Here is a 19011-nt window from a genome sequence, read left to right as displayed (position 1 = left end):
GCGCACTGATACCTGCCCATACGCCAATAATCGGCCCGAGCGCTGCTCCCACATTGATCAGGAAGTACCGAAACTGCAGTGCCAGCTCGCGCGACTTTACGTCGCGAATAAGATCACCGAACAATGCGCTTGCTGGCGGCTCCCAGATTGCCCGCCCAATTGAGCACAGGGTGATAGATACCACAAAGGTTGCGAGTGATTCTGCAAGCGCCAGAATAAGAAAGGCCAGCGCATTAATTGCCGTGCCAATAATCAAAATACTGCGCCGGCCATAGCGATCCGAAAGCGAGCCGACATAGAATCCAAGCACGGCGGAAGCCATCGCCGAAACACTCAGAATCACGCCGATGGCGCCAGGGCCCAGTGCGAATTTTTCATATAAAAGAATCGCCAGAAATGGCCACACCATAAAGTAGGTGCCACGTCCGAAGAAGCTGCCTAGCAAAACGATCCATATCAGGGGCGGTAAGCCGTGCAGTGATTGCCACCATTGCCTGTCCATTGCCGTATCTCCCAAATTTTCGGCATAAAAAAACCCGGAGGGCAGAACCCTCCGGGTTTTTTCCTGGAGGATTTGAATTAACCCTCCAGCACAAAAAACTGTTAACTGTCAGGTAATCATTCTACGCACTCGGGTGCCCACAGCAGCGCAGACCGCAGAAGTGGACAGGTGTTTACACAGGGAACTGGATAGCCACGCAGACATGGGCTTGAACGCAGGCACCAATAAGTACACAGCAGCGGCCACGAATTTGAATCCGTCGCGGTGCGGTGATGTCATGGGGCCGGCAATCAGGTTCACGAGGCGTCTCTAAGCAAAAAGTGGTGTACTAAATAATGACAGGAATTTTTTAATCATATCTGACTTATTGTTCATTGCAACCGTATTCCGTAGTGATTTTCGTATTTTTCTTTCCGGCAATATTTTGGTCATGTCCCACTGCAACTGCCAGAATATGACAGCTTCTATACTCACTGGGTCAAAAAGTCTGTGCGCGGCGCATCGTCGTTCGGACTTACAGATCGCAAAATGCGCATAAGAGGGATACAACCAATAATGCGGACTTCTGATTTACCCAAGACATCCCCCATGGTGAATGCCCCTTGCGGCACCTTGGAAGGAAGGCTCGATGAGACGGGGTCAGTTTGCCAATTTCTCGGTGTCCCTTATGCACAGCCACCGGTGGGCGAACTCCGCTGGCACCCGCCCCAACCTCTGGCCCCCTGGAAAGGCGTGCGAAAGGCAACCTGTTACGGTATGCCGGCACCGCAGAATCCCTCTCCGCTGTTTGAGATCAAGGGCCCCAATGGCGAGTCACCAGATAGCGAAGACTGTCTGTACCTGAACATCTACGCTCCGGCAAATCCAATCGGCGAAAAGTTGCCGGTGATGGTGTGGATACATGGAGGCTCCTTTTATCTGGGCTCCGGTTGCCAGGCGTTATATAACGGTCGTTTTCTTGCGGAGACAGGCCGCGCCATTGTGGTCACCCTGAACTACCGCCTGGGTGTATTTGGATTTTTGCGCTTGTGTGACTACCTTGATGTGCCCGCCTCGGGTAATGAAGGACTGGAAGATCAGATTGCGGCACTAAAGTGGGTGCGAAAGAATATCGAGGCGTTTGGCGGCAACCCGGATAACATCACTCTGTTCGGTGAGTCCGCCGGCGCCATGTCCATAGCATCACTGTTTTCCGCACGTACAGAAAACAAGACGCCGTTGTGTGGGCATCAATTCCACAAGGTCATTGTGCAGAGTGGCAACCCGGGCGTCTTTCATAACAGAGCAAAAGCCACACAGCTGGCGGATAAGTTTTGCCAACTACTTGAACAGTTGCGAGGCGGAAAGTCATTGCAGCAGGGTCCATCCACCCGTGAGCTACTACGGGCCCAGGAAGCCCTGCTGAACGAACCCGGTTCCGATATTCACTGGGGGCACCTTCCCTTCAAACCCGTACTGGATGGCAGGCTACTGCAACAAACACCAGTGGAAGCCCTGCGCAATGGAGCGGGGGCGAATGTGGCCATGATGGTCGGCAGCAATCGCGACGAGTGGAACCTGTTCAGCGCCGCACGTCCGGAAACGCTCACTCTGGACGACCAACAGATTCGTGGCCACCTGAAACACGTGCTACCAGAGTCCCTGATCGGCACCTTACTGGAACACTATCGACAGCGGGCGGAGGCGCAACCGGAAAACCCCTGGCCCCTGTGGAGCCGCACCTGGAACCTGATGTTGACGGATATGGTATTTACCGTGCCGGGCTTGCGCCTGCTACAGGCACACCAGGGCCAGCGCTTCCACTATCATTTTTCACAACCCCTGAGCGCCCAACCACTATTGGGCGCCTGTCACGCTGCGGAACTAGGATATGTATTCGGTACCCATGGAGACAGTTCACTACAGCACTTTTACGGCGCGGAGTCGGCGCCACACCTGCTGAGCGAGGCCATGCGTAACGCCTGGCTCAATTTTGCCGAATCCGGAAACCCAGGGGAGGACTGGCCCGGCTTTGAGCTGGGTCACAGCCGGAGTTTTGGAGATACAAAGAACCACACCCTGGACCTGGATGCACTGTATCAACTTTGGAACGCAATGGAAGACACCCGGATGCACGGCTTTCTGTAATTTTCCCATGAGATCTCTCACCCAGAGGCCCCCTGCCCGTTCGGCTTAAGTAGTTCATCTCGGTTATCATTGCTCCAACCAGCACTAGCCATAGACCGGAAAAGCTCGGGGAGACATAGCGAATTGCACCAGATTATTCTTATTCGCCACGGAGAAGCCGCAAAATCCGCCGTGGATGCCGACCCGGGTTTGACCCCACAGGGACAACAACAGGCCGAGGCACTGATTGCCAGCCTCGATGCAAGTTTTCCCGGTGGCGAAGGTGTGCAGCTCATCAGCAGCCCGAAATCCCGCGCGTTACAAACCGCGATTCCGGTAGCAACGCACTGGAACAAGGAAGTACAGCAAGCAGAGGATGTGATTGAAATCCCCTCACCCATGGGGATGTCGCTCGCTGGACGCGGTGCGTGGATCCGACAGCTGCTCCACAGCAACTGGGAGAGCCTAGACGCCGCACAGGACCAATGGCGGAAGGGCGTGATACGCTACCTCATGTCACTGGATTCACACCCACAATCCCCGGAAAATGCTCAGCAGATACAGCCCCACACGACACTGGTCTTCTGCCATTTTATGGTGATTAATTCGGTCGTTGCCGCGCTGCGCAACGATTCGAAGGTGGCACAGTTCTTTCCGGATTACACTTCCCAGACCCGATTCGGGCTCAATAAAGATACGTTGAAAATCATTGAGCTTGGTAAAGAGCGCGACGCAAGCCCCAGCCACCGTATTCAGTAGCAGCTATTGAAAAAAAGGGGCCGAAGGCCCCTTTTACTCGTAGGCAGAAATAAAGCTATGCCAGGCTTTTGCTGACCACTTCATACAGATCCGCCGACAGGTCCCCGCTGTCTGCTATTCGTTTCAATGCGCCGTGAATCTGAACTGATTCATGGGATCGATACTTCTTCCAACGCGTCAATGGTGTGACCAGTCGCGAGGCAATCTGCGGGTTCAGTTTATCCAGCGCAATCACCTGCTCCGCAAGAAATTCAAATCCAGTGCCATCTTCCTTGTGGAACTGGTTAAAGTTACGCATGGCAAACCCGCCAATCACCGCCCGTACCTTGTTCGGATTCTTTAACTCGAAGGCCGGGTGATCCATCAACTGTTTTACTCGCTCCAGGGTGCCAAAACTGGCACTGCCGCTCTGCAGGCCAAACCAGGTTTCCACCACCTGAGTGTCCTGCTGCCAACGCTGATAGAAAGATTCGAGTAACCCCTCTGCAGTTTCCACCGGCCCGTACTCCACTAGCGCCGCGAGAGCCGCAGAAACATCGGTCATGTTTTCGTCACGCTCAAACTGAACCTGAGCTACTGCCAACGCGTCTTCATCCGCAGTAATACACAGGTAAGCGAGGCAGGTGTTTTTGAGGCTACGCTCGGCAATATCATCGGCGGTTGGCCGGTAGGGTTTGCGCTGATCCAGATCCTTATACCGAGACAAGAACTTTGGTTTCAGTGACTGTGCAATGGACTCCCGCGCAAATTTTCGCGCGGCGATAATCGCGGTCGCATCGATTTCCCCACCATGTTCCGCCAGCTCCTGTGCGCTGGGTAACGCGAGCATTTTGGCAACCAGTGCCGGATCCAGTTCGGGGTTGTCGAGCAGTACCGCGAATCCTTCGATCAGCTCGGCTGGCTGTTCCAGTGGTTGCCCCGCCCTGTACTGGCGTTGCAGGGTTGCCAGGGTGCTCAGTGCCAAGCGCTGGCAGGCATCCCATCGGTTGAATTCATCGGTATCGTGCTGCATCAGAAACTGCAGCTGTGAACCGCTGTAGCTATAGCGCAGCTTTACCGGCGCAGAAAACCCGCGCAGCAGTGATGGCAATGGGCGCTCATAGATATTGTCAAAAACAAATGACTGAGTTTCTTCGGTGAGATGGAGCACGGTCTCCATGCTGCCAACTTCATCGAGCGGCAGCGCCTTGCCAGTTGTGCCCAACAGGCCGACTGCCACTGGAATATGCAGAGGCAACTTGTCCTGCTGGCCCGGTGTCGGGGGAGTGTGCTGACGCAGGGTAAGCGAATAGCGCGCATTCTCAGCATCGTACTCGTCTTCTACCTCCACGACCGGCGTGCCGCCCTGACTATACCAGCGCCGGAATTGCTTTAGGTCCGCACCGTTGGCATCTTCCATTGCCGCGACAAAATCTTCACAGGTGACGGCCTGACCATCGTGGCGTTCGAAATACAGATCACTACCGCGACGGAAGGCGTCGGGCCCGAGTATGGTGTGAATCATCCGCACCACTTCGGCGCCCTTCTCATACACGGTGAGTGTATAGAAGTTGGAGATCTCCATATAAGAGTCCGGCCGTACCGGGTGGGACATGGGGCCGGCATCTTCGGCAAACTGAGCGGTGCGCAGCAGGGTTACATCTTCAATTCGCTTGACCGCACGGGAGTTCATATCCGCAGAAAACTCGGCGTCGCGGAATACGGTAAACCCTTCTTTCAGGCTCAACTGAAACCAGTCCCGACAGGTGACCCGGTTGCCGGACCAATTGTGGAAATACTCGTGGGCCACAATGGATTCAATACGCTGGAAAGCCGCGTCGGTGGCGGTTTCCGGGCTGGCGAGTACACAGGCGGAATTGAAAATATTCAATCCCTTGTTTTCCATCGCCCCCATATTGAAATGATCCACCGCCACGATCATAAAGATATCCAGGTCGTACTCGCGGCCGTAAACATCTTCATCCCAACGCATGGAATGCTTCAGCGAGACCATGGCATGTTCGCACTTGCCAATATTGCGCGCTTCTGTAAATAACAGCAGTTTGACCTCACGGCCGCTGCCAGTGGTATAGGTATCCTCGACATACTGAAGATCGCCCGCCACCAGCGCGAACAGGTACGAAGGCTTGGCAAAAGGGTCTTCCCAGGTTACCCGCAAGCGACCGTCGTCGGTGGTGCCGCTGTCGACCTTGTTACCATTGGAAAGCAACACCGGATACTGGGCGGGTGCGACGATGGTGGTCGTGAACACCGACATAACATCCGGGCGGTCCGGGTAAAAGGTGATTTTACGGAAACCCTCTGCCTCACACTGTGTGCAGTACATGCCATTGGACAGATACAGGCCCTCGAGGGACGTGTTGGCCTCCGGCGCAATGCGGGTCTGGATTTCCAGCTCGAACTCCGATTTATCGACGGACAATGACAGACCGCCAGGCATTTCCTGATAGCGCTGCGCGGGTAGCAGCTCACCATCTTCCTCGATCGACAGCAATTCGAGATCGATACCGTCCAGCCATAGCGGGGGCAAAGTAGCACCACCACTCTGGGCATCCGGGTTGCGCCGCACTATGAGGCGCGATTTCACCAGTGTGGAATGCGGGTCCAGGTCGAACGTCAGCTCGGTACGGTCAATCAGGTAATCTGGCGCCTGATAGTCCTTGAGGTAAATCGTGCTTGGCTTAGCGTTTTTCATTGCTGTATTTCATTCACTCGCTTGTGTAATTACCGGGCCTTAGTAACCGGCGGCCTGGCCATCTTTACGGCTTTCCGATGCACCGTGATACACACCCTGGTCGGACTTCAGAATGGCCTGGTAACCACCGTAAGGGCCGCTCTCAAAACGAACCTGATGGCCCATCTGTACCAGTTTGCGGCGTGTTTCCATCGGGAACCCGTCTTCAAGGCTCAGGTAACCGCCGTCTTCCATAATTTCATCGGTAGGCTGGCTGGAGCCGCTGTGCAGGATACGGGGCGCGTCACCCGCCTCCTGAACATTCATGCCAAAGTCCACCATGTTGATCACAATCTGTGCGTGCATCTGCGGTTGGGTCGCGCCCCCCATGACACCGAAACTGAGCCAGGGCTTGCCGTCTTTGGTCACAAAGGCGGGAATAATCGTATGGAAAGGTCGTTTGCCCGGTGCGTACTGATTGAAATGACCTTCCTTGAGGCTGAACATTTCTCCGCGGTCCTGCAGGATAAAACCGAGTTCACCCGGCGTCATCCCCGAGCCCATGCCGCGATAATTACTCTGGATCAAAGACACCATATTGCCGTCCTTGTCCGCGGTGGTCAGGTAGATAGTATCGCCGTGACGCAGTGCCACATTGCCAGCATCGTAGCGCTTTGCCGCCTTATCCGGATTGATCAGCTTCCGACGTTTGTCAGCATAGGGCTTGGAAATCAGCTCCTGTACCGGCAGCTTGTTGAACGCCGGATCCGCGTAGTATTTGGCGCGATCTTCAAAGGCCAGTTTTTTCGCTTCTGCAAAAAGATGCACATACTCCGGACTCTGGCGACCAAGCTTTTTAAGATCGAATCCCTCGAGAATGTTCAGAATCTGCAGCGCAGCAATACCCTGGCCATTGGGTGGTAACTCCCAGACATCATAGCCGCGGTAGCTGGTAGAAACCGGCTCAATCCAGTCAGAAGTGTGGTCGGCAAGGTCTTCATACGACAGAAAGCCGCCATTGGCCTTCATATATTGGTCAATTTCCCGGGCGATATCACCTTTATAAAAGGCATCGCGGCCGCCATCGGCAATCTTTTGCAGCGTATTTGCCAGGCGCGGGTTGCGGAACAGCTCACCCTCCCTTGGCGCGCGCCCACCCGGCATATAGGTCTCGCGGAACCCGGGAAATTTTTCCAGGATGGGCACCGAGCGATTCCAGTAGTAGGCCACCAGCTGAGTTACGGGAAAACCGTCATTGGCGTAGTCAATCGCCGGCGCCAGCAATTCCTTCATCGGCAGCTTGCCGAACTTTTCATGCAGTTCAAACCAGCCATCCACGGCACCAGGTACAGACACCGGTAATGGTCCGTGGGAAGGGATTTTGTCGAGATTATTGTCGGCAAAGTGACTAAACGGTAGCGATTTAGGCGACCGTCCACTGGCATTCAAACCGTGAAGCTTTTTATCTTCAGCACTCCAGACAATGGCAAACAGGTCCCCGCCGATGCCGTTGCCAGTTGGCTCCATCAGCCCCTGCACAGCATTGGCAGCGATCGCCGCATCCACAGCACTGCCGCCTTTCTTAAGGATATCCAATGCTACCTGGGTGGCCAGAGGCTGGCTGGTGGCGGCCATTCCCCGCGTGGCCAGTACCGGTGAGCGGCTGGCGAACCCCTCCCCGTTTACGCGGTCGAAAGCACTGACACTATTTATCAGTAACAAGGCGCCTACCAGCGCTGTCGCAACCGTCTGCAGGGAATGCCTGCCCTTTGTGTAACCAGCGCGTAAAACTGTCATCATGTATTTCACAATTACTGCCCCTGTCGTTATTCTCAGATGGGCTCAACTGAAAATAGTCGCGAGCAAGTGGCTGACGGTGACCGCCGGCGCGCAGGAAGCGGAGTGTATATGTGATACACGAGCATTCCGACCGGGCTGGCGAACCAGCACCGCCGGCCTCCGTCAGGCGCTTGCGCAGTAGATTTTCAGTGAGCCTTTAGCAAGTCTCTACGTTTAATCGTCGATTCTCAAGCCACTCAACCGAGGTTTTCGTGCGAGCTGTCTCCCGCCTTTCTATCGCTGTTGCAGGTGTACTGCTGTTGTTCCTGCTGGCGGGTGTTTCCGGCTGGCTGACTCGGCACCAGTGGCTACCTCCAGTCATTAACCATCAGCTAGAAGGAATCACGCTTTCCGCGCTCCACGGATTAACGCTGACGCGTCAAAACAACCAGATTAGTGCACATATTGATCAACTGAGATTGACCAGCGACACAGGTTTGGGTATCGACATCGATAATGTGCAATTGACAGACCTTCGATCTTTTCTCCGCAAACAAAGGCATAATGACCCATCGACACCCGCGCAAAGCGAGCTTCGCATGGCTAGGGTAACCCTGCGATCCCCGAAGACTTCCACTTCATCATCATCGGAAGTCAAATCGGAACCTGCCTCCCGAGGTGCCAGCTCGCCTGCTACGCAAACGGACGCTTCGGTTGATACCTCGCCGGGGAATGGTCAATTATCGATCAGCGAAACCCTCCTAGCCCTGAAAAAAGTCCCCGTTCGGGAACTGACGATTGAACAGATTTACTGGGCAGAAAAGTTTGACGGTTATCTGACTGTCTCTGCAAAAAATACGCCTGGGCAGAATATCACCGGGAAGGTCCTTAGCTCTCGCTGCGAGAGCTGTACTGTTAACCTTGCGCTAAACAACGCTGAAGCCCATGCGGTTGATTTTGAGTTGCAGCTGAACTACGAGGACCAACCGCTCAGCACTATTCAGGGCAAAATAAACCGTAAGGGTGCGGACCACAGTGCTGTGAGCGCGGACGTCTGGACAATGGAAAGCCAGATCCAGTTCAACGCCAATGGCATGGTCTCTTTGCTGAAACAACTGGATATTTCGCTGACTGCGGTTACCAGTGACCCGGCACCCGTTGACTGGAACTCTATCGCGCAATCCTTAAACGGCGAGGTCGAGCTGACACTGCAGGGGCAAACTCCAGATCACCTGGAGAGCCTGGCAAGCGTGAGTAATATCACTGCTACAATGGCCGCCTCATCTCTCTCAGCGGAATTGCCAGAAAATATGCTTGGAGCACCGCTGGCAGTTCAGTATGAAGTCAAAGAGCCGCTATCGTTTCACATATCGACACTCTCTCCGCTAGTAGTGAATTCGGTCGAGGGAAAAGTTTTTGTCGAGCTTACGCCCATATCGGAACCACAGATTCCCGCTGAAAGCAGCGCAACGCCACTGCTGCAAACAGAGGTTTCCCTAGCCACCGAACTGTCCATTCCACAAATTATGTTTAACGGGCAATACGACCTTGCCCGCCTTTCCCCTTTGCTTAACAGCCCGAGATGGAGTGCCACCTTCGGACACTACAGGGTCAATGATCTCAGTGGCCGGCAGCGATTCAGTGGAAACGCCCTGCTTCCCTCGCTAAACAACCTGACAAGCGGGCAGACATCGGCCGTCCTAACAGAGCTTTCAGTGCAAATCGAGAGCCCGTCACCGGCAGAATTCTCCCTTTCTCTTCCGCAAAAGGAAAATCCACTGGCGGCACTCGGCTGGCAAACGGTCGATGTAAAGGTGGCGGCACTACAGCCCCTGGTTATCTCGGCAACAAAAATGCCGGGCCCGCTGGCCCTCGATATTCCAGAGCTGGAGTTCAGGGCCGAAGAGAAAAGCCCCCTAAAAGCAAAAGAGAAAAAGCCTGCACCGGAGCTAGCAGGAAGAATAACGAATGCCCAGTGTAGCAAGCTCCCCGCTGTCGATTGCTCTATGGCTATAAAGGCAAGCCTGGGAACGCTGGATCTGATTGACGCGGCTACTTCGGCGGAACAGCTGGAACTGGAGACCACAGGTACAATCAAACGTAATCCGGCCAGCGAAAGCATCGAGTTCAGTTTCACAAATTTTAATCTTGCCGCCACCGAAATGACCTCAGGCCCCGTCAAGATTTCTGCCCCGGAATTGTTTACCCAAAAGGCCATTTGTACGGCAAGCCGGCAACAGACCGAATGCCAGATTCCTGAAATGGCTCTGAGTGTTTCCCCCCTGGTAGTGGAAGAAAATGGGATAAGCGGCGCTGTATTCCTACGGGAAATCACCATCAGCAATAAACCGGGCAGGAAGCACGGGTTCAATGCAAAGGCGCAATTCCAGAATGAGAACCTGAATGTACAGGCGCTCGATCAGTTCGAAGCGAGTGTGTCTTCCAATGGACGTCTGGCACTAAGCGATGGGCAGATTTCAGGCGTTAGCACCGTTACCAGTGGTCCATTAAAGATGAGCAGCCAATGGACCCATAGCCTGGAGACCGGCAAAGGCGAACTGAAAATCACCCTGCCCGAGACAGCGTTCTCCCCCAATAACACACTCGCCCGTGTCATAAAGGGCTTGCCCGTTGACATAATCGATGGCTCAGTACAGGCCTCGGCGCGACTGCAATGGCCAGATAAAGACAGAGGTCGTGCCATTCTTGCAATGAAAGATGCCGGGCTTCAGGTCAATAAAAGCTTTGCCGTGGGTGTAAATACGGAGGTGAAACTGCAGCAGAGTGGCGACCACTGGATCACAGAGAAACCGGCCATGGTATCGATCGACACGGTGGATACCGGTGTCGCACTCAACAACCTTCACTTTTCCCTCACCCTGAGCCCCAATGGCGACCTCACGCTGAAAAACTTCGCCGCCGAGCTTTTGGAGGGCGCCCTGACCTCCGAGTCAGCCACCTGGAACCTGAACGGCGAAGAACGTCGCTCACAGTTCCAGTTTACCGGGATATCCATTGGCGCCCTCGCGCGGGAAATGGAGTCGACGAACTTTGCCGCAAGTGGTCTGCTTGACGCCAAAATCCCCATCGTCACAGATAAGCAGGGAATTACCGTTGAAAACGGAGCCATTCAGTCCCGACCTCCCGGTGGCAGGTTGCGTTACTACGGCGCCTTCTCCCCAGCAATGCTTGGTAGCAACCCCCAGTTGAAACTCCTCGCCGGCGCACTGGAGGATTACAACTACCGGGATATCAATGGCACCATCACCTACCCACTGAGTGGCGACCTGAAGCTAGACCTGAAGCTGACCGGACGCAGCGAGGCCATCGACGCCAACCGGGACCTCATCATCAATCTGAACCTTGAAAACAACATTCCCACCATGCTGCGCTCCCTCCAGGCCAGCCGGGACCTGACCGATGTTCTGGAAAAACAGGTGCAGTGAGAGAGGAGAGTAAAAGATGGTAATAAGGCCTGCGCAGGATTACTCCGATTTCTGTACACTGTTCAGTTACGGTTAATCCGGCAGTATCTATAGTAATCATCAACAGTATGCAGGTAGTGGCCTCGTCATCACCGAACACGATCCCGGTTCCCCGGGTAAAACCAGGCCAACCCCTGAACAGTAACGGGAGTACCCAGTGAAACAAACAGGAATCTTCAAGCGCTTGGCACTATGCCTGCTGCTGGCGCTCGGCTTGGCCGGCACCAGCGCGTGTACGCCCACAGTTGCTGTGCAAGCGCCCAGTGAGCCAATAACGGTCAACCTGAATGTGAAGATCGAGCATGAGATTCGCGTCAGAGTAGACAAGGAACTGGACGATCTGTTTGAAGATAAGGAAGGCATTTTCTAATGAACGATAAAAGGAACCCCACTGCAGCCATGAAACCATTTATCAAAAAACTGCTTTCAGGTCTCTTTTCCCTCACCCTGTTGATTGCCCTGCCCGCCAGTGCCATATCCCTGAAAGAGGCACAGAGCAAAGGACTGGTGGGTGAAGCGAATAGTGGTTATATCGCCGTGGTACAGGGAGCCACCCCAGAAGTCGAAGCACTGGTAACAGAAGTAAATGCCAAGCGTAAGCGTGAATACGCTGCCATCGCCAAGCGCAACAACATCGATATCAGCCAGGTAGCAGCGCGTGCGGCGGAAAAACTGGAGGCGCGGCTGTCCAAGGGCGAGTACTATCAGGACAACCTGGGCCGCTGGAAGCAGAAGTAATTCAAGAGTCCGGATATGAAAAAACCCGCAACAACTGTTGCGGGCTTTACTAAAGGGAAAAGAAGCAATCTATTTTGTCACTACACCTGATCACAGGTTGGCAAAAAGTGACATGCCGTCGAGCCCCTGGCTCTCCATCACTTCGCGCAGACGTTTGAGCGCATCCACCTGGATCTGGCGCACGCGTTCACGAGTCAGGCCGATTTCACGCCCTACTTCTTCCAAAGTACTGGCCTCGTATCCGCGCAATCCGAAGCGACGGGAAACCACTTCACACTGCTTGTCCGGAAGTTCACTGAGCCAGCGGTTGATGCTGTCGAACAGATCTTTGTCCTGCAGCAACTCCGCGGGGTCTGACTCCTGCTGATCCGGGATGGTATCGACCAGTGTTTTTTCCGAAGACGGACCAATCGGCGTATCCACGGAGGTCACACGCTCGTTCAGGCCGAGCATCCTCTCAACATCTTCTACGGGTTTTTCCAGCAGGCTGGCAATTTCTTCCGCACTGGGTTCATGATCCAGTTTCTGTGCCAATTCGCGGGATGCGCGCAAATAGACGTTGAGCTCTTTAACCACATGAATGGGCAGACGGATAGTGCGCGTCTGGTTCATGATGGCACGCTCAATGGTCTGACGGATCCACCAGGTTGCGTAGGTTGAGAAACGGAAACCGCGTTCCGGATCAAATTTCTCCACCGCGCGGATCAGGCCGAGGTTTCCTTCCTCGATCAGGTCCAGCAACGCCAAGCCACGGCTGACGTAACGTCGGGCTATTTTAACAACCAATCGCAGGTTGCTCTCAATCATGCGCTTGCGCGCGGCCGCGTCGCCTCGCAGGGCTTTACGTGCGTAGTAGACCTCCTCTTCTGCGGTCAGCAGAGGAGAGAAACCGATTTCGTTCAGGTATAACTGGGTTGCGTCGAGATTCTTTTGCCCGTGGGCATCATCCGTTTTACGGATGGAGGTTTTCGAAGGGGATTCTTTCGAGACTGTTTTCGAAGAACCCGTTTTCTGAGAGATAGGCTTGTGAGAGATCGTTTCGGAGCTTTTTTTTGCCGTTTTACTCCGGGTACGGCTTTTTTTGGTTTCTGATATGGGTTCGTCCCGATCCACTGGCTCGGGTGTTAGATCTGTTCTGGCGTCAAACGCCATGTGATCCTGTCGTTGTGCTTCCATTTCCCCAACTCCTTGTACTTTGCCTGTTTCAGCCACGTTGACAACTCGCAATCGCTGAATCGGTCGCCGTCAATCGCGACAGCCTCCGTTCCCGGCAACTCACCTTCACTGGTGAGTAGTGTCACTGCAGGGCAGTTACTGCCGATCCCGGTGACTACCTCAAGTGGTTATAAATAAAAGTCCATTTTTATTGCACAACAGCGTTAGACAGGGGGCTCTCCACACCAAAAAACTGAGCAGACCTGGTCGGTCGGGTTATGGCAGGTAGGCCATGGGGTCTACCGGCTTACCATTCCTGCGAATTTCAAAGTGGAGCATATCGCGGTCGGTACCACTCGAACCCAGTTCCGCTATCCGTTGCCCCGCCTTGACCTTCGCACCCTCGCCAACAAGTAACTTGTCGTTGTGGGCATAAGCACTGAGGAATTCCTCACTGTGCTTGATGATCAAAAGCTTGCCATAACCTCTCAATGCGCTTCCGGCGTAAATCACTGTGCCATCTGCTGCTGCCTGAACAGATTCCCCCTTTTTCCCGGCAATATCAACACCCTTTCTGAGGGCATTGTTAGGCTGGAATCGGGAGATAACTCTCCCCTTAGCTGGCCAGCGCCAATTTATGACACTTTTATTACTGACCGTTTTAGACGTTTTGGCCACGGGTTTTGGCGTTACTTTTTTAACAGAAGCAGGTTTCTTCGCAGTGACTCGGCGAGGCTTCGCAGGTGCACTTGGTGCTTTTCTAACCACCTGAACGGGAGCAGTACCGGCAAGTTTCAGGCGCTGCCCCGGAAAGATCCGATAGGGTGAAGGAATCCGGTTTATATACGCCAAGTCCTTGAAATCTTTACCATATCTCCAAGCAATCGAGTAAAGGGTTTCACCGCGACTGACCGTGTGATGCTGAATTCTCTGGCTGGGCGGCTGCCCCAGAGAGGACGTTGGCGCCAGGTTGCTGGCACACCCTGAAGCCGAAACAAGGAGAATAGCGATGGTGAATATTTTTAACAGAAAAAAGAAATAACGGCACAAAAAACACCCTTCAATTGCGGTTAAAGCAGTGTTTTTATGTAGAAATATACGCCGTTTCATTATTCTCTTTTTACATCAAAGGGGTGCATTTATGGAAAAAGTGTCTAAAGAAAAGTGCTGTTTTATCCCTTGTAGGCGACAAATAAATCTGGTGCTTTCGCTGCTATCAGTTAATTACTTTTCTTAAAAGAATCTGACACTTCAGAACTGTAAGTCAGCCGACCATTACTTGTGAAATATGGCCTGCAATGACTGTGAGCAATTGCTCCTTATCCCTGTGCGACATTTCTTACATGGCGCCAGTGCATCCATTCGATAGCCAGCACCAGAAATACCGCTGCCAATGAAGCCAGCAGGGCCCCGATCCAGTACGAAGGCTCACCAGAGACCGCAGCAAACTCGCCCGGCGAAACATTGGACATCACCGGAGCCAGTTCCTCTCCCGCGCCACTGGAACTTCCGACCGCCAACTTCCACGGCCAGACAATGTTCAGGCTGCCAATCAGAATACCCACCAGAAAGGTCAGGGTAACCGACGGAAACCGGTGCATCAGCCAAGACAACAAACGACTGAAGAGCAACAACCCGGTAACCGCCCCCGCTCCAAACCAGACCAGCGCACTGAACTGAAGCTGGTGGACCGCTTGAATGACTTTGGGATAGATGCCGATCATCAGCAGAATAAAAGAGCCTGAGATGCCAGGCAGGATCATGGCGCAAATGGCCAGGGCCCCGGAGAAAAACAGGGTATAGGGCGTTGCAGGGATTTCCCGCGGCCGCATCTCACTGATGAGTACCGCCATTACTACACCGAGGATTAGCGCTACCCAGCACTGCCAGCTCCAGCGTGGCACCCGCCGGACTATGGGCACAACAGAGGCCAGGATCAGTCCAAAAAAGAAGCTCCAGACCACGATGGGATATTCTTCAAGCAGATAGCTGATGAGGTTGGCGAGGCTAAAAATACTGACAAGGACCCCGGAGAACAGGGCCAAAAGAAAGGTACCGTTGATCTGACGCCAGGCCGCAGAAACTCCCTGCTTGAACAGAACCGTAACCGTGTGCGGTCCGATCCGGCTGAGGGAGTCCAGAAGTTCCTGATAAATACCGGTAATAAAGGCAATCGTGCCACCGGACACACCGGGCACCACATCCGCTGCCCCCATGGCCAACCCGCGCGCCGCTACGCCCAGGTAGTGATTTATTGGTTGGGGCATCAGCGAACCACCCCGCTTAGCAGCGGGACAAAGCGTACCGGTTCAGCCTTCTCCACATCGAAGCGGCTTCCATCCTCACTGCGGGTGACAATCGTCAAATACTGTCTGTCGCTCCCCACCGGGATGACCAGAACTCCGCCAGGGGCCAGCTGCTCTCTCAGCTCGTCGGGAACAGTAGCCGGTGCGGCCGCGCACAGAATCGCGTCGAAAGGCCCCTGCTCAGGCCAACCAAAGCCGCCATTACTCAGGCGCATTTCCACATTGAATATGCCCAGCTCGCGCATACGCTGCCGGGCTTTGATCAGCAACGGCTCGACGCGCTCTACCGAATACAGTTTGTCGACCAGGCGCGCCAGAATCGCAGTCTGATAGCCGGAGCCGGCACCGACTTCCAGCACCCTGGCACGGGAACGAGCGCGACTGATCAGCAGCTCGGTCATGCGCGCGACAATATAAGGTTGGGAGATGGTCTGACCGTAACCGATCGGCAGCGCCGTGTCTTCATAGGCACGGATGGCCAGCGCCTCGTCGAGAAACAGGTGACGAGGGGTAGAAGCCATTACATCCAGCACTTCTTCACTGCTGATGCCTTCATCCCGCAGGCGCTGAATCAGGCGGTTACGGGTGCGCTGGGATGTCATTCCCAGACCTTCGTGTCTAAATCGATCCATAAGGACGCACAGTCTCCCTGCAAGCGGATCGCCGGTATCCACACAGTGTCCGGCGACTGGCCGGGGCCACACCTGTGCCACCGGTCACATTTTGTTGTCGATTATTTTATTGTGCTAGCGGACAGATTGGCCAGTTCTGCCACTTCCCTCAAAACTGCCGTGGCGAAAGTGCCCGGCGGCAGTGCAAAATTCAGAATCAGGTCATCCCCTTCCCAGCGGGCCTGGAACCCCTGGGGCTGCAGCACCAGCCCGCGCCGCTCCTGGCTTAGACCGCAGTGCTCCAACCAGTCACACCAAGGCTTCCAGGGCGCCATAGCCTCCTGCTCAAGCGCCAACTGCTCGTCACCCGCAGGATTGCGACCGCGGCCCCAGAGCGGCCCAGATCCGGCTTCTTCGGGTTCACCAGCAATCACTTGTAGCCAGTTGCCCTGTTCCACACGGGCAGCGAGCACCTGATTGAACAGCCAGCTGCGCCCGGCAGACATGGCAAAGGCCTTCTGATTGCGCGGGATCCTGCGGCGCTTTCCCGCCTCCTCATCAGCGACGATGCGGTTCACCAGATCCAGGTTGCCGCCATTGTGGCCAAAGCGTTGTTCGCCAAAATAGTTGGGGACCCCTGCCGGCACCTTGGCCAGGACGGCTTCGGCAGCATCGCGGTCTCCCTGCACATTGCGCAGGCGAATCTGAAAGCGATTGCCCAGATGTTCGCCGCGACGCAGCTTCCTCAACCCGCGAAAGTGTTGAAGAACGCTGATCTCCTCATCATTTACCTGCTGCCAGTCCGGCTCTGGCTTCTGTGCCAGCCATACACTAAACCACTGGGTAGTGACTGCATGGCGGTCTTTGAGCCCGTAGTAACCAACGTCTTTACTTTGCACTCCCGCCAGCTGAGCCAGCTGCTGCGCTACATAACCCGTATTGGCGCCGCGCTTTCGGACCTGCACGATGACATGCTCACTCTCTCCGGGTACCGGAGCGGGTTCTGGCGCAGCCAGCTCGTCCACCACAAAATCCTCTGGCTCAGTGCGAAAATCCGCGCGAATGGCGGCGCCGCCCAGGGCCCGCGGCCAGTCCAGATTCCAGTTTGAGTGATCTTCGCTCACGCAGCACTTCCGCCAGTTGATTCCAGCAACACCACGGCCTGTGCTGCAATACCTTCTTTACGACCAGTAAAGCCGAGCTTTTCGCTGGTGGTGGCCTTTACACTGATCGCATCCATTGGAACCTCGCAATCGGTGGCGATTCTTTCGCGCATAGCGACGATATGCGGAGCCATTTTGGGTGCCTGGGCAATCAGGGTCGCATCGGCATTGACCACGCGGTAGCCGCGCTGGTGGATCAGGCCAACAACATGGCGCAACAGCACACGGCTGTCGGCACCGGAATAGTTTTCATCGGTATCGGGAAAGTGCTTGCCGATATCACCCAGCGCCAGTGCGCCGAGCAGGGCATCGGCCAGTGCATGCAGCAGCACGTCTCCGTCGGAATGTGCCACCAACCCTTGCTCGTGAGGGATGGTGACCCCGCCGAGGACGACGTGATCGCCGGGGCCGAAGGCGTGGACATCAATGCCCTGGCCGATTCTGAAGCTCATTGTTCGGCTCCTGACTGAAGTTGCTCGAGAGTTTGCCGGTGTTGCAGCAATGCCTCCGCCAGTACCAGGTCGGCGGGGTGGGTAATCTTGAAGTTACTGCGGCAGGCAGCGACCAGTTCCGGTTTATGCCCCGCCAGCTCGAGTGCGCTGGCTTCGTCGGTGATGGCCTGGGGATTATGTTCAAGTCCGAACTTCAATGCCTGTTGCAGCACCTGCAGTGGCGATTTTTGCGGTGTCTGGGCGAGCCAGATCTGGTCTCGCGGCAGGGTCTGGCTTACCAGTGTTTTGCTACCGTCGCACTGCGACTGCTTGATGGTGTCGCTGGCCTGTTGAGCGAGCAGTGCGATGGGGCTGGCGCTCAACAGGCTCTGAATATCTTTCTGGCTCACCAGTGGCCGGGCGGCATCGTGGACGAGCACGATGGTCTCTGGGCCGGCCTGCTGGCTCAGGTATTCGAGGGCGGCGAGGACGGAGTCTGCGCGCTCGGCACCACCGGTAACCGTGTGGACTCTGGGGTCCTGTGCGGCGCTCAATGTCTGAAATTCTGGGTCGTCGGCTGCGATGGCGACGACGATCCCGCTCAAGCCGGGCCAGCCCAGGATATTTTCAAGGGTATGGGCAATGAGGGGTTTGCCGGCGAGGCTGAGGTATTGCTTGGGTTTCTCTGCCCCCATGCGTTTACCGGATCCGGCAGCGGGGACCACGACCCAGTATGCGTGTTCCACTGGGCTGATTGTGTTACTCATTCTTTTTCTCGCTGTGACTGCGCAGGATTTTTGTGCTTATCCTGATCGAGAAAAATAAACAGGGTTTCGCCTTCTTTGATAAGGCCGAGGTCGTAGCGGGCCTTGGCTTCTACGCCGTCGGTGCCCTCTTTCAAGCTACGGACTTCCCGTAACAGGTGACGGTTCTCCCGTGCAAGGGCGGTATTTTTTTGCTGCTGCTCATTCAGTTCGCGCTCAAGACGCGTCACTTCGGCAAAACTGCCCTCTCCCACCCACAATCGGTATTGGGTCATCAACAACAGTACGGTGAGGATAGCCAGCAGCCATTTCATTTGTTTTGTTCTCTCTGGCTCAAAGGGTAGTGCTCACGAAATAAACTCCGTGGCGACTCTGCTACCGACGGCCCTTCCTGGGACACGCCGTTAACCCATCCATGGGGGCTCGGCTGCGGCCGTCCTGGCCGCAGACGGTCCCGGGAAGGGCCGTCGATATCAGAGCCTTCGCTTCCAAGCACGCGCTACGAAGCGAGTTTTAGCCAGTTTACCGGGCTTCCTGA

The 19011-nt window shown here is 55.0% G+C and carries 16 protein-coding genes (1 of these 16 cut by a window edge); 5 read left to right on the top strand and 11 right to left on the bottom strand.

Annotation, left to right across the window (positions count from 1 at the left end; translation table 11 throughout):
* Positions 1 to 502, bottom strand: the 5' portion of a protein-coding gene (locus LC059_RS12510) for an MFS transporter (protein WP_226704206.1). It extends 773 nt beyond the left edge of the window; 502 of the gene's 1275 nt are visible here — the first part of the coding sequence; the start codon lies at positions 500 to 502; the stop codon falls past the left edge of the window.
* Positions 503 to 1030: 528 nt separating this feature from the next.
* On the opposite strand from LC059_RS12510, the gene LC059_RS12505 reads away from it, so the two are divergent.
* Together LC059_RS12505 and LC059_RS12500 are read left to right on the top strand one after the other, a co-directional pair.
* Positions 1031 to 2629: a carboxylesterase/lipase family protein gene (locus tag LC059_RS12505; RefSeq protein WP_319005110.1), complete on the top strand. Its 1599-nt coding sequence runs from the start codon at positions 1031 to 1033 to the stop codon at positions 2627 to 2629.
* A gap of 123 nt (positions 2630 to 2752) precedes the next feature.
* Positions 2753 to 3367 carry a histidine phosphatase family protein gene (locus LC059_RS12500; RefSeq protein WP_226704204.1) on the top strand — a complete coding sequence of 205 codons (615 nt, stop codon included), beginning with the start codon at positions 2753 to 2755 and terminating at the stop codon, positions 3365 to 3367.
* A gap of 55 nt (positions 3368 to 3422) precedes the next feature.
* Here the strand turns inward: LC059_RS12500 and pepN are convergent, their stop codons facing one another.
* Together pepN and ggt are read right to left on the bottom strand one after the other, a co-directional pair.
* Positions 3423 to 6062 (bottom strand): aminopeptidase N, encoded by a 2640-nt coding sequence (gene pepN, locus LC059_RS12495; RefSeq protein ID WP_226704203.1) that lies wholly within the window; start codon positions 6060 to 6062, stop codon positions 3423 to 3425.
* Positions 6063 to 6101: 39 nt separating this feature from the next.
* Positions 6102 to 7763 (bottom strand): gamma-glutamyltransferase, encoded by a 1662-nt coding sequence (gene ggt, locus LC059_RS12490; RefSeq protein ID WP_226704202.1) that lies wholly within the window; start codon positions 7761 to 7763, stop codon positions 6102 to 6104.
* Positions 7764 to 8140: 377 nt separating this feature from the next.
* Here ggt and LC059_RS12485 point away from each other — a divergent pair, with 377 nt between their 5' ends.
* From LC059_RS12485 to LC059_RS12475, 3 genes are all read left to right on the top strand, one after another.
* On the top strand, positions 8141 to 11266 hold the full coding sequence (locus tag LC059_RS12485) for a YdbH domain-containing protein (protein ID WP_226704201.1): 3126 nt from the start codon (positions 8141 to 8143) through the stop codon (positions 11264 to 11266).
* Positions 11267 to 11462: 196 nt separating this feature from the next.
* Positions 11463 to 11675 (top strand): YnbE family lipoprotein, encoded by a 213-nt coding sequence (locus LC059_RS12480; RefSeq protein ID WP_226704200.1) that lies wholly within the window; start codon positions 11463 to 11465, stop codon positions 11673 to 11675.
* Positions 11675 to 12043: a YdbL family protein gene (locus LC059_RS12475; protein ID WP_226704199.1), complete on the top strand. Its 369-nt coding sequence runs from the start codon at positions 11675 to 11677 to the stop codon at positions 12041 to 12043. Before LC059_RS12480 ends, LC059_RS12475 begins: the two co-directional genes overlap by 1 nt.
* 90 nt (positions 12044 to 12133) lie before the next feature.
* Here LC059_RS12475 and rpoS read toward each other — a convergent pair whose 3' ends face one another.
* The 8 genes from rpoS to LC059_RS12435 form a co-directional block, all read right to left on the bottom strand.
* Positions 12134 to 13219, bottom strand: coding sequence for an RNA polymerase sigma factor RpoS (gene rpoS, locus LC059_RS12470; protein WP_226704198.1), 1086 nt, complete (start codon positions 13217 to 13219; stop codon positions 12134 to 12136).
* Between the two features lie 255 nt (positions 13220 to 13474).
* Entirely contained in the window at positions 13475 to 14308 is an 834-nt protein-coding gene (locus tag LC059_RS12465) for a peptidoglycan DD-metalloendopeptidase family protein (RefSeq protein WP_226704197.1), read from the bottom strand.
* 209 nt (positions 14309 to 14517) lie between these two features.
* On the bottom strand, positions 14518 to 15465 hold the full coding sequence (locus LC059_RS12460; RefSeq protein ID WP_226704196.1) for a DUF368 domain-containing protein: 948 nt from the start codon (positions 15463 to 15465) through the stop codon (positions 14518 to 14520).
* Entirely contained in the window at positions 15465 to 16136 is a 672-nt protein-coding gene (locus LC059_RS12455; protein ID WP_226704195.1) for a protein-L-isoaspartate(D-aspartate) O-methyltransferase, read from the bottom strand. Before LC059_RS12455 ends, LC059_RS12460 begins: the two co-directional genes overlap by 1 nt.
* 101 nt (positions 16137 to 16237) lie before the next feature.
* Positions 16238 to 17239 carry a tRNA pseudouridine(13) synthase TruD gene (truD, locus tag LC059_RS12450; protein ID WP_226704194.1) on the bottom strand — a complete coding sequence of 334 codons (1002 nt, stop codon included), beginning with the start codon at positions 17237 to 17239 and terminating at the stop codon, positions 16238 to 16240.
* Positions 17236 to 17730 carry a 2-C-methyl-D-erythritol 2,4-cyclodiphosphate synthase gene (gene ispF / locus LC059_RS12445; RefSeq protein ID WP_226704193.1) on the bottom strand — a complete coding sequence of 165 codons (495 nt, stop codon included), beginning with the start codon at positions 17728 to 17730 and terminating at the stop codon, positions 17236 to 17238. Before ispF ends, truD begins: the two co-directional genes overlap by 4 nt.
* Positions 17727 to 18476, bottom strand: coding sequence for a 2-C-methyl-D-erythritol 4-phosphate cytidylyltransferase (gene ispD / locus LC059_RS12440; protein ID WP_226704192.1), 750 nt, complete (start codon positions 18474 to 18476; stop codon positions 17727 to 17729). Before ispD ends, ispF begins: the two co-directional genes overlap by 4 nt.
* Complete coding sequence (locus tag LC059_RS12435; RefSeq protein ID WP_226704191.1) at positions 18473 to 18787, bottom strand: septum formation initiator family protein; 315 nt, start codon at positions 18785 to 18787, stop codon at positions 18473 to 18475. The genes ispD and LC059_RS12435 overlap by 4 nt, the downstream gene beginning before the upstream one ends.
* Positions 18788 to 19011: the final 224 nt, after the last annotated feature.

Source organism: Microbulbifer elongatus (genome assembly GCF_020524885.1).
In the GTDB taxonomy this organism is placed as follows: Bacteria; Pseudomonadota; Gammaproteobacteria; order Pseudomonadales; family Cellvibrionaceae; genus Microbulbifer; species Microbulbifer elongatus_A.
The sequence above is the reverse complement of the archived record's forward strand: the minus strand, read 5'-3'. Positions and strand labels throughout refer to the sequence as shown.

What these genes read in the sequence shown, in the direction of transcription:
- LC059_RS12460 (WP_226704196.1), bottom strand. Translation starts at nt 15,465, where the DNA reads ATGCCCCAACCAATAAATCACTACCTGGGCGTAGCGGCGCGCGGGTTG.
- rpoS (WP_226704198.1), bottom strand. Translation starts at nt 13,219, where the DNA reads ATGGAAGCACAACGACAGGATCACATGGCGTTTGACGCCAGAACAGAT.
- ispD (WP_226704192.1), bottom strand. Translation starts at nt 18,476, where the DNA reads ATGAGTAACACAATCAGCCCAGTGGAACACGCATACTGGGTCGTGGTC.
- LC059_RS12475 (WP_226704199.1), top strand. Translation starts at nt 11,675, where the DNA reads ATGAACGATAAAAGGAACCCCACTGCAGCCATGAAACCATTTATCAAA.
- LC059_RS12455 (WP_226704195.1), bottom strand. Translation starts at nt 16,136, where the DNA reads ATGGATCGATTTAGACACGAAGGTCTGGGAATGACATCCCAGCGCACC.
- LC059_RS12505 (WP_319005110.1), top strand. Translation starts at nt 1,031, where the DNA reads ATGCGCATAAGAGGGATACAACCAATAATGCGGACTTCTGATTTACCC.
- LC059_RS12435 (WP_226704191.1), bottom strand. Translation starts at nt 18,787, where the DNA reads ATGAAATGGCTGCTGGCTATCCTCACCGTACTGTTGTTGATGACCCAA.
- pepN (WP_226704203.1), bottom strand. Translation starts at nt 6,062, where the DNA reads ATGAAAAACGCTAAGCCAAGCACGATTTACCTCAAGGACTATCAGGCG.
- LC059_RS12465 (WP_226704197.1), bottom strand. Translation starts at nt 14,308, where the DNA reads ATGAAACGGCGTATATTTCTACATAAAAACACTGCTTTAACCGCAATT.
- ispF (WP_226704193.1), bottom strand. Translation starts at nt 17,730, where the DNA reads ATGAGCTTCAGAATCGGCCAGGGCATTGATGTCCACGCCTTCGGCCCC.